At 49.5% G+C, this 14,192-nt stretch carries 14 protein-coding genes; 5 read left to right on the plus strand and 9 right to left on the minus strand.

Annotated features, from left to right (window positions below):
* Positions 1–121: 121 nt before the first annotated feature.
* The gene (locus AC3RCI_RS27685) at positions 122–2,104 is read left to right on the plus strand and encodes an LTA synthase family protein (protein WP_492471403.1); all 1,983 of its coding nucleotides are present in this window, start codon (positions 122–124) and stop codon (positions 2,102–2,104) included.
* 123 nt (positions 2,105–2,227) lie between these two features.
* Here the strand turns inward: AC3RCI_RS27685 and AC3RCI_RS27690 are convergent, their stop codons facing one another.
* Genes AC3RCI_RS27690 through cidR form a run of 4 tightly spaced genes read right to left on the minus strand, consistent with a single transcriptional unit; the run spans position 2,228 to position 5,468 of the window.
* Complete coding sequence (locus tag AC3RCI_RS27690) at positions 2,228–2,899, minus strand: GNAT family protein (RefSeq protein ID WP_354480860.1); 672 nt, start codon at positions 2,897–2,899, stop codon at positions 2,228–2,230.
* 31 nt (positions 2,900–2,930) lie between these two features.
* A complete protein-coding gene (locus tag AC3RCI_RS27695; protein WP_492527092.1) occupies positions 2,931–3,608 on the minus strand; it encodes a GNAT family N-acetyltransferase in 678 nt (225 codons plus the stop codon).
* 51 nt (positions 3,609–3,659) lie between these two features.
* Positions 3,660–4,517, minus strand: coding sequence for a carbon-nitrogen hydrolase family protein (locus AC3RCI_RS27700; protein ID WP_492471264.1), 858 nt, complete (start codon positions 4,515–4,517; stop codon positions 3,660–3,662).
* A 57-nt stretch (positions 4,518–4,574) separates the two neighbouring features.
* Positions 4,575–5,468 carry a cidABC operon transcriptional activator CidR gene (gene cidR / locus AC3RCI_RS27705; RefSeq protein WP_127537384.1) on the minus strand — a complete coding sequence of 298 codons (894 nt, stop codon included), beginning with the start codon at positions 5,466–5,468 and terminating at the stop codon, positions 4,575–4,577.
* A 160-nt stretch (positions 5,469–5,628) separates the two neighbouring features.
* Here cidR and AC3RCI_RS27710 point away from each other — a divergent pair, with 160 nt between their 5' ends.
* The 3 genes from AC3RCI_RS27710 (at position 5,629) to AC3RCI_RS27720 (ending at position 7,301) form a co-directional block, all read left to right on the plus strand.
* The gene (locus AC3RCI_RS27710; RefSeq protein WP_095290946.1) at positions 5,629–6,000 is read left to right on the plus strand and encodes a CidA/LrgA family protein; all 372 of its coding nucleotides are present in this window, start codon (positions 5,629–5,631) and stop codon (positions 5,998–6,000) included.
* A complete protein-coding gene (locus tag AC3RCI_RS27715; protein WP_154894656.1) occupies positions 5,997–6,677 on the plus strand; it encodes a CidB/LrgB family autolysis modulator in 681 nt (226 codons plus the stop codon). The genes AC3RCI_RS27710 and AC3RCI_RS27715 overlap by 4 nt, the downstream gene beginning before the upstream one ends.
* 105 nt (positions 6,678–6,782) lie before the next feature.
* Positions 6,783–7,301 carry an AbrB/MazE/SpoVT family DNA-binding domain-containing protein gene (locus AC3RCI_RS27720; protein ID WP_127537386.1) on the plus strand — a complete coding sequence of 173 codons (519 nt, stop codon included), beginning with the start codon at positions 6,783–6,785 and terminating at the stop codon, positions 7,299–7,301.
* Positions 7,302–7,502: 201 nt separating this feature from the next.
* Here the strand turns inward: AC3RCI_RS27720 and AC3RCI_RS27725 are convergent, their stop codons facing one another.
* The gene (locus tag AC3RCI_RS27725; RefSeq protein ID WP_492471262.1) at positions 7,503–7,874 is read right to left on the minus strand and encodes a DoxX family protein; all 372 of its coding nucleotides are present in this window, start codon (positions 7,872–7,874) and stop codon (positions 7,503–7,505) included.
* A gap of 483 nt (positions 7,875–8,357) precedes the next feature.
* Here AC3RCI_RS27725 and AC3RCI_RS27730 point away from each other — a divergent pair, with 483 nt between their 5' ends.
* Entirely contained in the window at positions 8,358–8,630 is a 273-nt protein-coding gene (locus AC3RCI_RS27730) for a winged helix-turn-helix transcriptional regulator (RefSeq protein WP_236146850.1), read from the plus strand.
* Between the two features lie 114 nt (positions 8,631–8,744).
* Here AC3RCI_RS27730 and AC3RCI_RS27735 read toward each other — a convergent pair whose 3' ends face one another.
* From AC3RCI_RS27735 to AC3RCI_RS27750, 4 genes are all read right to left on the minus strand, one after another.
* On the minus strand, positions 8,745–9,749 hold the full coding sequence (locus AC3RCI_RS27735) for a Gfo/Idh/MocA family protein (RefSeq protein ID WP_492527093.1): 1,005 nt from the start codon (positions 9,747–9,749) through the stop codon (positions 8,745–8,747).
* Positions 9,750–9,817: 68 nt separating this feature from the next.
* Positions 9,818–11,476 carry a glycerol-3-phosphate dehydrogenase/oxidase gene (locus tag AC3RCI_RS27740; RefSeq protein WP_492527094.1) on the minus strand — a complete coding sequence of 553 codons (1,659 nt, stop codon included), beginning with the start codon at positions 11,474–11,476 and terminating at the stop codon, positions 9,818–9,820.
* A 402-nt stretch (positions 11,477–11,878) separates the two neighbouring features.
* Positions 11,879–13,366: a glycerol kinase GlpK gene (gene glpK, locus AC3RCI_RS27745; RefSeq protein ID WP_492527095.1), complete on the minus strand. Its 1,488-nt coding sequence runs from the start codon at positions 13,364–13,366 to the stop codon at positions 11,879–11,881.
* Between the two features lie 82 nt (positions 13,367–13,448).
* The gene (locus AC3RCI_RS27750; protein WP_110758811.1) at positions 13,449–14,027 is read right to left on the minus strand and encodes a glycerol-3-phosphate responsive antiterminator; all 579 of its coding nucleotides are present in this window, start codon (positions 14,025–14,027) and stop codon (positions 13,449–13,451) included.
* Positions 14,028–14,192: the final 165 nt, after the last annotated feature.

The following is a 14,192-nucleotide window of genomic DNA, read 5'->3' on the forward strand; positions in this document are numbered from 1 at the left end:
GCAGCAGATCACAAGGCCTCTCCCTGAATGGGATGGGCTTTTTCTATTTCATACTTTTGACACGACATACCATGAGGTAGCATAATACTTGTTAAATGAAACTTCGGAAGGGAAGGCGGTTATGTTGTCACGCAGTTCACTCACCCGGTTTCTAAGCGGACCGTTTATATTGTTTACCGTGATCATGATTATCAAAAGCTCCCTGGCCTGGATGGTCATTTTCGATGATATCCCCGTCTGGAAGCCATTGCTTACTGAGCTGCCGCTGATCTGGATCTGCTTTTGTCTGATTGAGTGGTTTGCAGCCAAAAGACGGATGTGGGCCTATCTTGTCCTGAACCTGGTGCTGTCTGGCATTTTTTTCGCTGCCATTATGTATTACAAATATTATGGGGTTATCGTCAATTATCATGCGCTCGCGCAGGTGAATCAGGTGACGTCGGTGAAGAGCAGCATGTTCTCCCTGCTCGACCCATATTACTTGTTTATTTTTGCGGATATTCTGATTATTGGCGGCCTATTGATCCGGCGCCGGATCAAGCTCGGCGTTACCGAACGTCCGGGAAAGATACCTTTGGACCGCAGAAGCAGACGCAGAGTTGCCTCCGTTATTCTGATGATTTCCCTGGTAATCTGCATGCTGAATATATACCCTAACCGGGCAAGCATGAGCGAAATTACGCAAGCGGAACAAATGGGAATCCTCGGATACGAGGCTTTTACCATTCTGGCGGATCGGCCTGACAAGCCCGTTCCGCTTGATGAAATTGATCAGGATCGCATTGATCAGATCAAACAAACGACAGAGCTCGATGCCATTGTGGATTCGGGAGCAGCCAAGGGCCGGAATGTGATTGTCCTCCAGCTGGAATCGTTCCAGAATTTCCTCATTGGTCTGAAGGTGGATGGCCAGGAAGTCACACCACATCTCAACCAGCTTGCACAGGAAAGCCTGTATTTCCCGAACTTCTATCAGCAGGTAGGTCAGGGGAATACATCGGATGCCGAGTTTGTTGTCAATACATCATTCTATACACCGCCAAACGGAGCTGCATCTACGGTCTATGCCGATAAAGCCCTGCCAAGTCTCCCCAAACTATTGTCGTCAAACGGGTATCAGACCGCTACATTCCATTCAAACGATGTCCGTTTCTGGAATCGCGATCAGCTGTATAAAGCGCTTGGTTTTGATCACTATTACGATATAGATTATTTTGGCACCGAAGATTCCATTGCCTTCTCGGCATCGGATGAGGTGCTGTATTCCAAGACACTCGATAAATTGGAAGAAATGCAGGGAGAAGGCTCGCCCTTCTATGCACAGATCATCTCCATGTCAGCACATCACCCGTACCATTTGCCGGAGAGCAAGATTAGTCTGTCGCTGCCGGAGCGGTACACGGACACCCTGCCTGGTGATTATCTGGTATCCCAGCATTATGCCGATCAGGCGGTGGGACAATTCATCGATGGTTTAAAACAACGCGGACTATGGGAAAACAGCCTGCTGGTGGTATACGGAGACCACCTTGGCCTGCCTATCTACTCGCTGGACCGGGACGACAAAGAGTTAATGAAGGAAATCTACGGCCGGGAGTATACATCCGCGGACATGATTAACATTCCACTTATCATTACGGCCCCCGGTGCTACACCTGCTAAGCAGCTGGGTCAGATCGGCGGACAGGTGGACATTCTGCCAACGATAGCCGGACTCACAGGGGCATCTCTCCAGGATCAACTGCACTTCGGGCAGGATCTGCTTCGGGAGTCAGGCAATCTGCTGCCGGAACGCTATTATCTGCCTACCGGTTCCGTGCTTAATGATGCCTCATTATTCATTCCGGAAACCGGTTATGGTGACGGAACCCATTACTCGCTTGCCGATGCCGGAAGGCAGGACATCAGGCAGGTGGAGAACCGTTCGGAACCGAAACCTGAGTCACCGGAAGGGAATACTGTTCCGGCAACGGCCTCAACGGATGACGGCTCATCGTCTTCCTCAGGTTACATTACCAAGGACGAGTATGAGCGTGCTTTGGATCTTATGCATTTGTCCAATAGTTATTTAATACAGCTGCCTGACCGGAATACAGAGAAGTAGCCCCAGAAGCAATCATTCAATCTATTAAAAAAGCCCATGAAACAGGATTGGAATCCTGCTTCATGGGCTTCATGCATTTCCAGCCAATCGTGGCTGTGTCATGCTGTATATTCAATCTCGTAATTACAAAGGCAGCAGCGGCACCGAAGTGCGAGCTTTCAGCTGATCTACCATGGCAAGCCATTCCTGCGGTTTATTCGGCAGGACAGCATAATAGCGATTCAGGAAATCGGCCACCAGGCTGGCTGGCAGCTCTCCCTGCTCCTCATTGCCCGGCATGAAGCAAAGGTCAAGTCCCCCCACTGCTTCTCCGTCCCCTTGCCAGGAAGGATGAACATATGAGAAGTCCAGTCGTTGATATCCGAGATGGGACAGCACTTCGCGCCGTACATACGGATCCATGGGCTTGATGCCGCCAAATTCATGATCCTGGCTAAGATACGGGTTATAGATCTCGGCGAACATACCGAACAGCTCCTTGCCGTTTGCTGCGGCAAGCTGCTGCAGGTCTCGTTTCCGATGGTTGGCAAGGAAACTGCCGATGCCCAAACCTTCGCGGCCGATAATCGTAAAATCCGTCATGGCCACATTCCAGTCCTCATAGTAGCGGTATTCTGTCGCTCCTACAACGTTCCCTTCATGCACAGCCACAAATACGCGAATGCCGGGGTCTTCCAGCGGTTCCTGCCACAGCGGGAAGTCCAGCACTTCCTCAGGCGGGAAAATCTCCTGCATCAGCTTGTGCATTTGGGCAAACAAAGGATCATTTATTGAAGTAATTCGTTTAAATTCCATGGATTCATCTACCTCCAATAATAAATATGCATTATGTCTTGAACGGATTGCGCCATTCCATAAGGGCTGCATAGTTGCAAGACTCCTCATCATCCAGATAATCCGTCGCCACGCCCACTGGCATACGTCCGCAGCGCAGCAGGAACGAGATCACGGGATCGCGTTTCTGACCAGATATCACCTGCTCCAGATACGATTCAGCCGTCATTTCATCTGCCACCAGATGGTATCCGGGCATTCTCCCGGCACCGAGCAGCCGGTCGAGCCCCTGTGCAATGACCAGATGATACATGGCCTGCATCATGAGCTGTGCCAGTCCCCACTTGCGAAATTTCGGACGTACGCAGAGATCAACGATGTAGAGCGTGTTGCCATCCGGCTGATGATTGCGAATATACCCATCATCAGTCACATCAACCCACGTGTGGCTTGCCGGATGTGAAGGGTCCCATTGCATGCGCAGCGAGGTCATCGATCCCGCCAACTCACCATCTACCTCAATGCAGATGGCCCCATCCGGGTAGTTGGCTACGTGACTAGCAAGCTGCTCATGGTTCCATAGCAGCTCTTCCGGATAAGGCGGAGGAAAGCTCTCGGCCTGGATGCGAATCAGTTCATCGAAGTCAGCCTCCTGATACGTACGAACGATAGCTTTTACGGGCTTACCATGTCGATCCGGACCGGTAATCAACATTTCTTTTTGATACATGCTGATCATCTCCTCCTTCCAACAGACAATACGAGTAGTTCAAGCCTCAGACTACTCCCAGTCTGTATATAGATCGGTGCGGCGGTCACGCCAGGTCGTTACCGATCCGCGCTCACGTACTTCATAGAGCAAATCCAGATCCAGATCTGCTGTTACGATCATATCATCGTTAATCTCACCTTCGACCAGAATGCCGCGCGGCGGGAATGGGACATCATTCGGCGTAATGATGGCAGCCTGTCCGTAGTTGGCACGCATGAAGTCCACTGTCGGCAGATTGCCCACTGTTCCGGTCAGTACAACATAAACCTGGTTCTCTACCGCGCGGGCATGACTCGTATAGCGCACCCGATAGAAGCCGTGCCGATCATCCGTGCAGGAAGGACAGAAGATGACGTCAGCTCCTTTGGCTTTTGCCATACGCACAATTTCCGGGAACTCAATATCGTAACAGGTCAGCATCGCAATTCTGCCTTTATCCGTGTCGAAAACTTCAAGGCCATCACCCGGTGCCATGTTCCATTCCTGTACTTCGGTCGGTGTAATATGGATCTTGGCCTGGCGTGCAATACGGCCATCCGGATAGAACATGTGGGCGGTATTATACAATTTCCCTTCACGACGGATGACATGAGTTCCCCCGATCAGATGCATGTTGTACTTCGCCGCCAGGGATGTGAACAGCTGTTCATACTGCTCCGTGAAATCCGGCAGATCCTCAATGGTCAGCGCGTTGCCTTTACCGTCACCTATGGACATGAGCTGAGTTGTAAAAAATTCAGGGAACAGCACAAATTCAGTTCCGAATTCGTCGGCTGTCCGTATGTAATGCTCGGCTTGAGCAGCAAACTGCTCAAAGGAGCTGATGGTTTGCAATTGGTACTGTACAGCGGATACCCGCAATTTCATGTTTCTCCACCTCCATCATTATTCTGCTCTCATTGTATCAACGAAATGAAGTAATTTCTATTTCCTTTCTTCGCTCAACATCGCCTTGGTGAAACCGATCCATTCCCTTGTGGCAAAAGAAAGATATCGGTCCTTGCGCCAGATCATGCCGAGCTGCCAAGGGATCACGGGTTCCACAACCGGCATAATGCGTACACGCATATGATCCACTTCACGGCAGATGGTTTCGGGAAGTAATGCCACCCCCAGATTGGCCGCAACCATTGCACTGAGCAAATCCCACTGGGAGCTCTCATAGACAACCCTCGGCTGGAATCCTACATGCTGACAGGCCGCAATGATCCGATCATGCAGGGCAAAATCCTCCCTGAACAGCACAAAGGCATCATGCTCCAGTTCACGCAGGGCCACCGATTCTTTGCCCGCCAGCGGATGCGAAGGATGAACGAGCAGATTCAGCTTTTCTTCCACGAACACAAAATGATCGAGCAGCTCATCCACCGTCGGCAGTACAGCCACACCAATATCCAGTGCACCACTGATGACATCGGCCTCTACCTTTTTCGCACCATCCTCAAACAGTTGAATGCTCACTTGCGGATAAGCCTTATGAAATTCACCAATGATCATGGGGAAAAAGCTCGAACCCACCATGGGCGGCAGTCCGATACGCAGATGTCCTTTCTTCAGGTTCATCAGATCGTCGAGCTCGGACGACAAGCTGCGAAACGATTTTTCAATTTCCAGTGCCTGCCGGAAAAAAACATGCCCTGCATCGGTCAATTCGACTCTCTTGCCGTACCGATCCAGCAGCGTAACCCCCAGCTCATCTTCAAGACTTTTCACGGTTTTGCTGATGGTTGGCTGGGTGATATATAACACCTCGGCTGCCTTGGTAAAGCTCTGCTGCCTCGCGACTTCCAGAAAATATTGCAAATGGCGGATATCCATCGTCTGATTCCAGCCTCTCATAGATAAATGGAATAGAAAACATTCTTAATATGCATTTTACTCATGAAAGAATGCGATGTAAAATTTGTAACAAGAAAGTGTGCTTCCATTCATTTTCATAAAAAATAAATCAATCACGTTGATATAAGGAGGAATTGAAGTGAAAAAATGGGGACTTGGGATATTGCAGGTTGCTCTCCTCATGGTCTTTTCACTGCTCATGGACCAGTTGGCCCGTGCTCTCCATTTGCCTGTGCCAGGTTCGATACTCGGCATGGTTGTGCTGTTTATTTTGCTTCAGACACGGGTTGTGAAGCTGCGCTGGATTGAAGTCGGAGCCGCATGGCTGCTCGGAGAACTGCTGCTGTTCTTCATTCCTTCAGCCGTTGGCATCATGAACTACATGCCCATGCTTGAACATGACGGACTGCAGATTCTGTTCATCGTCCTGCTGAGTACATTTCTGGTTATGGTCTGCACCGGCCTGGTTGCCACACGAATCGCCAAACGAAAGGAGCGTCACACCGGATGATTGGATTTCTCTGCTTGTTGTTAACTGTCGGTATTTATTGGGTGGCCAAACGCATGTATCGCCAATTGCCCAAGGTTTATCTGTCTCCACTACTGATCACGCCCCTGCTTGTCGTTGGCGTGCTGCTTGCGACCGGGACGGATTATGCAGATTACAGCAGCGGCGGCAAATGGCTTAGTCTTCTGCTGCAACCGGCTACGGTAGCTTTTGCTGTACCGCTCTATACCTTTTTCCATGTGCTCAAAAAGCATATATCCGAGATTGTCTTCAGTGTCATGACCGGATCGGTAGTCGCCGTACTCTCGTCAGCCCTGCTCGCCAAATGGCTTCAGCTGGACTCCGGGCTGATTCACAGCCTGATTCCGCGTTCCATTACAACTCCGATTGCCATGAATGTCTCGGCTACCATTGGGGGTATCCCCGCTGTTACTGCTGTTTTTGTCATCATGACCGGTTTGCTTGGTGCGATTATGGGTCCTTCTATCGTTAAAATGCTCCGCATTGATGGAGAAATTGCCCGCGGAACCCTGCTCGGAACGGGTGCCCACGGCACAGGGACTTCCAAAGCTTTTGAGCTCAGTTCCCTGACAGGAACCATCTCCAGTATCTCCATGGTACTCGCTGCATTGTTCACTCTGGCGGTAGCTCCCATTCTTTCTAAACTTATTTTCCCATAATAGATAGAATTGTCCCTATTATTTGAAATATTATTGTTGTATTAAAGCCCTTTCTTCCTTACAATAAGGACATGTTTTATAAGCGAATATTGCGGGGGAGATGCGATGAAAAGAACCGGAATGAAGAGATCTCTGGACCGCCTTGGACGAATTGTCCTTCCCAAAGAAATGCGGGATACGATGGAAATCCATATCGGCGATCCGCTTGAGTTTTTCATTGAAGGGAAAGAGTTGATTTTGAGAAAGTACAAATCAACGTTGTGTGTGTTTTGCGGTGATATGGATACGGAAATGTATTTCAAAGAGCAATTCATCTGCCGGACGTGTGCTGTTCAATTAAAACACCCGGATGACTCTCCCGAATGGTTCGTTCCTCAGAACAAACAGGCTCCTGCAGCCGTGGAGCGTCCTGCTTCCGATTCCGCTAAAGTCTCTTCCCCCACGTGGGATGAAGGAACTGTACCTGCCAGCACTGAATACCCTGACCTGCGGCCCAAGACGGCACGCATGCTGCAACAGATGAAAGAAATTGTTGAACAGAATCCTGGTTTGGCTCAGCAGCAGATTGCGGAAAAGCTTGGTATTAGCCAAGGACGCGTCTCCCAATTAAAGAAATTGCTATAATACGATTTCATTTTATTATTTATAATCAGGAGATCTTCCCAATGAGGAAGTCCTACTGCAAGAGAACCCTGTATATGTGTGGGTTCTTCTTTTTTTTATCCTCTAAAGAAAAATGAATTAAATAAAGGCATCGTAAAAGAGGGCAACTGTTTTGGCAGCCGCCCTCTTTGGTTATTCAATCTATACATTGCTCTAATAAGGTTACGCCTGAATGACTTCCAGGATCTCTTCTTTCTCCAGCTTGCGCATACCGATCGCCAGAACAACAATATTGGCAACGAGCAGGATCGCAGGAAGAGCAATAGCCCCGTATTGTCCGTAGATCAGATGACTTCCGAGTGCACCAATCAGAATAAATGTCAGCACACCTGCTGCTACCATGCGGGTGCGCGGGATCAATAACCCCACTGCACTAAGCAGTTCTACTGCGCCGAGCAGGTACATCGTCCACTTGGGATACGAGAAGCTCTCGAACGTCTGTACCATCATCTCAGCACCCATCACCTTGTTAAGCCCCGTCATCACAAATACACCTGCAAGCACGACCAGAAAAATATATCCAATAACTCTCATTATGTATGTTCCTCCTGTAACTGATCTAAAGGTTAGATAAAAAGAAGAGCTGGAGCATCTTGCCTGCTGCACATGCCACATTCAATTCAAATCTGCAAGATGCTAAATCTATGTCAAAGCCGTCTTGCGACGACTCGGTTTTCAAGCCAACATGTGAACGAATAACGTACTCCATATCGATCTATTAGGTATTATTGGATACTGGCTTACTTTTATGAAGTGAGTATATAATAATAAGATTATTTATTCAAGTAATTTTTTGATAAATAGTGTATAATACATACAAAAGGGTTGTTGCATGGTTTTTTTGCCGTAACCTTTAGGAATGAATGCTTCTTATTTTTCGTCAGAGTGGCGGTAAGCCAGGCACTTTTTTTATATACAAGACAATTACACTATTCCAACATTGTTATGCGAATTGAGGTGAACACGTTGAAGCTGAGAAAAGCAAAATCACCAAGTCCCTGTTTGATCACACAAGCTATGGACATCATTGGTAAGAAGTGGGTTCTGCTGATCATGTATCAGCTGCTCTCCGGACCTAAGCGCTTCACAGAGCTGGAAGCGGAAATGGCCATTAGCGGCCGTCTGTTATCCGAGCGTTTGAAGGAAATGGAGATGGAAGGCATCGTAACCCGTCATATGTATCCTGAAATTCCACCACGGGTTGAATACGAGCTGACGCCCAAAGGCAAGGCTATTGAGCCGGTGATCAACCAAATTTATGGCTGGTCCTCCGACTGGCTGAAACGATAGCAATGCAGATTGCTCGAATCTAAAACACCAAAAGCCTGAATAGGTGCTGATCTTCACCAGATCAGCTTCCCATTCAGGCTTTTTTCTTAGATTCCCATTAGATTATTAAAAGGATTAATGCGAGAGGTTCTTAATAGGCTTCAGCTGCACCGGCAGACCGGAATCGGCAGATGCCAGCGCTGCTGTTGTAATCTCCTGTGTACGGCAGGCATCGGCGTAATCAGACAGAATCCGCGTACGGTCACCCGTCCGAAGAGCATGAATGAACGCCTCGTTCTCCCGTTCATACGGGTTATGTCCTGCCGGAATCTCCTGACCTGCCATTGCGTGAGCAGCAGCACTCGGCAGCAGCAGACGTTCCGGTGTCCAGTCCCATACTCCGGCTTCCGTGTAGAACTGAAGTCCGGCACCGCCTTCTCCATCCGGCAGCAGGCATGTATTGGCAATGCTCGCAATGGCACCGCTCTCCAGCTTAAGCGTAACATTCGCTACATCTGCCACGGTAACATGATCGTGCTTCTCATGCATCACACGCTGGGCTGCTGCTGCATACACCTCAGTAACTTCTCCTGCACAGTACCGGAGCAGATCCACAATATGTGTTGTCTGCTCGACAAACTGTCCTCCGGATCCATCCTGACGGCGCCACCATGCAACGCCGGGCATACCGCCCATCCAGCGTCCAAGTGCCATGCCGATCGTCTGATCCTTCATTGCTCCCCGGAGTACCTGCGCTGCTTCCTGATAGCGAAAGTGATAACCTACCGAAGTAAGCAAACCTGTATCCTTCACCTGCTCTAAAATGTTGCGCGGAATATCCATCCCAGTGCTTAGTGGTTTCTCCACAAGGAAAGGGATGCCTCGACGAATCAGTTCCGATTCAATCGAGCCATGTGACATTGGTGGAACGCAGATGTAAACTGCATCCAGCTTCTCCCCATCCAGCATATGTTCAAGCTCGCTGTAGCCAGCTGCATCATACACGGAAGCCATGGCCTCAGCCTTCTCCAAGGTAGTCCCGAGCACACTTGCCACACGGACGCCTTCCATTCGTGCCAAAATATCTGCATGTACTTTGCTGAACCAGCCTGTTCCAATGATTCCGATCTGTAACGTCATGGATGTAATCCCCTCTCTTTGTTACGCGCTTACATGTTCCATTCGACCCCCGAATACGAAATCCTGCATTATATTTTGCCAGATGCCCCCAATATCAGCCGGTCCAGCTCTTGTTCATACCCTGTTCTCTGCTCATCCGTCCAGCACAGCCGATCATTCATGTATTGGATAACTGCCGACCTATACTGACGCACCTCGTCAATTCGGAAAAATAAGTCGCCTGTTCGTCGCACCATGAAGTCTGCCGGGGTAACGGCCATCTCTTGCTCAATCGCATAAGTCAGCATGAGCAGCATTTCCTGTGGCATGCCATGCAGCTCGGCCTTGGCCCGCGGTCCAGGCAATCGGTCATAAAGGGCATCCACATTGGATCCATAGGTACGAGCCAGCCGTTCTGCAGCCTGACGATTAAGTCCGAGCGCCACCCCATCCTTAATCTTGCGCTCTATATAGACGGAATACCCTGCTGAGCCACCAACGTCCCCACCGGAAATCGGCATCTTCTTCGTTATGCATGGGCCAATCCATTTCCCTGTTTCCTGCTTCAGCTCCCGGGCTGCCAGATCAACGACCATTTCAGCCATTTTGCGATACCCGGTCAGCTTGCCCCCCGCAATGGTGATCAGTCCGGAGGGAGAGACCCACACTTCATCCTTGCGTGAGATTTCGGAGGGACTCTTGCCTTCCTCATGGATTAATGGACGAATGCCAGCCCAGCCCGATTCCACATCTTCGGCACGAATCTGGACATCTGGAAACATGCCATTTACCGCATCGATTACATAATCCCGATCTGCTTCAGAGATCAGAGGATGCGCCGGGTCATCTTGGAAAACAGTATCAGTGGTACCCACGTATGTTTTGCCATCGCGCGGAACCGCGAAAACCATTCGCCCATCAGGCGTATCAAAATATACAGCTTGCCGAAGAGGAAACCTTGATCCGTCGAACACCAAATGAATGCCTTTGGTCATTTGCAGTGTCTTGCCCTGCTTTGAACCGTCTACCTTGCGGAGCTCATCCACCCATGGACCCGAAGCATTGATGACCTTGCTTGCCCTTAATTGAACACGCTCGCCTGTGATCTGGTCTGTGGCCTGGATGCCAATGATCTTTCCGTTTTCCTTCACAAACCCTTCTGCTTTTACATAATTCACAGCTTGGGCTCCACGCTTTACCGCTTCTTTCATTACTTCAATGGTAAGCCGTGCATCATCCGTCCGGTATTCCACATATAACCCGCCACCCAGCAGTCCCTCTCGGCGCAGCAAAGGTTCGCTGTCCGAGACAGCTCCAGCGTTCAGCATCGTACGGCGTTCGCTGCGTTTCACACCCGCGAGCCGGTCATACACCATCAAACCAATGGAGGTGCTGAAGCGGCCAAACGTACCTCCCGTATAGATGGGCAGGAGCATCGGCTCCGGTGTCGTCACATGAGGTCCATTTTCATAGACAATTGCCCGTTCGCGTCCTACCTCAGCTACCATTTTCACTTCAAACTGCCTCAGATATCGTAAACCTCCGTGGACCAGTTTGGTTGAACGGCTGGACGTGCCCGCTGCAAAATCCTGCATTTCAACCAGCGCGGTCTTCAGTCCGCGGGACACTGCATCAAGGGCAATGCCTGCCCCAGTGATCCCTCCGCCTATAACCAATATGTCAAAATGTGCATTCGCCATGGATTGAAGATACTCGCCGCGCATCGCTGCCGAGAAAGGTGAAGTCATCGGTCTGCCTCCCACTCATTGCCATTATTTTTGCTAATCCATCTTCAAAAAAGAACAAAAAAAGACCACGTCATTCGCTGCAGCAATTGCTGAGCGGTACGTGGTCTCTCCCGATCTCCAGACATCATTTTTTAACTTGTGCCTTAATCCTATCACACATTTTGAGCGGCGTGAAGGCCTGAAATGACACATTATTCAAAAAAATTTCAAAAAGTTATTCTGTCCAAGGACGTAATTTCAAACTGATCCACTAACCTCTTTATTTTCCTAATCATGGATATATGGATTTCGTTCCCCAGGAAAATATCTCCTGTAAGTTATGCATCATTTTCCACCAGTAATTATCATCTATTGAATTTGTTTAATGAAAAAGTACAAATAGCTATATCTTCATATTCTTTCTTATTTGAAGGCCATCGCAGCCTTCACTGCTTGCTGCCAACCGGCGTATAGATCACTTCTGGTATCCTCTTCCATCAGCGGATTGAATACGCGCTCCGTGTTCTCATGATTCTTCAGTTCATCCGCACTTTCCCAGTATCCTACAGCAAGACCTGCCAAATAAGCCGCACCCAGAGCTGTTGTCTCGTTCACCGTTGGGCGCTCAACCGGAATGCCCAGAATGTCGCTCTGGAATTGCATCAGAAAGTCATTGGCCGCTGCGCCGCCATCGACACGTAACGAATCGACAGCAATCCCCGAATCGGATTCCATAGCCGCCAGGACATCCTTGGTTTGATACGCCAGCGCTTCAAGCGTCGCTCGAATAAAATGTTCCTTCGTGGTGCCGCGTGTCAGACCGAATACGGCGCCCTTGACCTCGCTGTCCCAATACGGACTACCTAGCCCGACGAAGGCCGGTACCATATACACACCATCTGTGGAGGGCACCCTTGCAGCATAATCCTCACTATCCTTGGAGGAACGCAGCATCCGTAATCCGTCACGCAGCCACTGAACGGCAGAACCCGCCACAAAAATGCTGCCTTCAAGTGCATACTCTACCTTGCCATTAACACCCCATGCAATCGTTGTGATCAATCCATGGTCCGACTTTACCGGATCTTTCCCGGTATTCATGAGCATGAAGCACCCGGTACCATATGTGTTTTTCATACTGCCCTGGTGATAACATCCCTGACCAAATAAGGCTGCCTGCTGATCCCCCGCTGCGCCAGCAATGGGAACCCGGTGGCCGAAGAAATGATAATCCATCGTGTGCGCATACACTTCAGAGGAGCCCCGCACTTCCGGCAGCATCGCTTTTGGAATATCGAGAATACGGAGCAGTTCGTCATCCCATTGCAGATCATAGATGTTGTACATCAATGTACGGGAAGCATTGGATACGTCCGTTACATGGGTACCTCCGCTGAGCTTCCAGATCAGCCAGCTGTCGATCGTGCCAAATAGCAGTTCTCCCTGCTCCGCGCGTTCACGTGCTCCTGGCACATGGTCCAGAATCCACTTGACTTTCGTACCGGAAAAATAGGGATCAATAAGCAGTCCCGTTTTCTCACGAAAAAGGTTAGCCAGTCCCTTCTTCTTCAGCTCATCACAGATATCAGCAGTTTGTCTAGACTGCCATACTACGGCATTATAGATGGGGCGACCTGTTTCCTTATCCCACACCACAACTGTCTCGCGCTGGTTCGTAATCCCGATTCCCGCAATCTGGGCAGGCTTAATTCCGCTCTCTGCCAAGCATGAAGCCATAACTGCAAGAATGGAGCTCCAGATTTCATTCGCATTCTGCTCGACCCAGCCCGGTTTGGGGAAATACTGCGGAAACTCCTGCTGGGCAATATGTACAATTTCCCCATTATGGTTAAACAGAATAGCCCGTGAACTCGTGGTCCCCTGATCAAGAGCCATAATATACTTTTCCATATCGACAACCTCCTGTAAGCATATTGCATCATTCGATATCACAGGTGCCTGATTGACAGATGCAATAATGATTAAACTAATGCTATTGTTTCGGTTCTGTAAGCGATTCCCCAAAATGTCGGATCAGGTCAAAATTGGACGTGGTCACTGCTGTTGCACCGGCCTGCAGCGCAAGCTCAACCTCTTGGGCAGACCGGATCAGTCCTCCGGCAATAATGGGAATCCCCGTCCGTTCCGCTACCTCGGTAATAATATGCGGAATAACGCCAGGAAGCACTTCAATATAATCCGGCTGTGTCTTCGTCAGCAGTTGATAACTTTTCTCCAACGCATTTGTATCCAGCAAAAACACCCGCTGAATCGCGGTGATCCCCTTTTGTTTCGCCTTTTGAATTACTGTCGCCCGTGTAGAGATCAAACCCGCCGGACGAATATGCTGACACAAATATTCTGCCGCGTACTCATCGTTCTTCAGCCCTTGAACCAGATCGGCATGCAGCAGGATTTTTTTGCTTCGCCGCCTTGCCTCATCCAGCAAGCTCTCCAGCTGGGCAATGTGGGTATCCAGCAAAACCCCATAGGTGTAAGGGCCATCAATAATCGCTTCGAACTGCTTCATGCTCTTGGCAGCGGGTAACATGCTCTGTCCCTCAAATGGCACCATCGTTCCTCCTGCATCATTCAGATTGCCTATATTGTATAATCCGTATGGTAGATCGGCAAGCTGGACCAGGGAGCAGGAAGCATCCCCATAGTGTTCATTACTCTGTCGTAAACACCAAAAGGCCGTTGTCGTGCACCCCTAAGGAGTGAACAACAACAGCCA

The organism is Paenibacillus sp. MT124 (assembly GCF_058792755.1).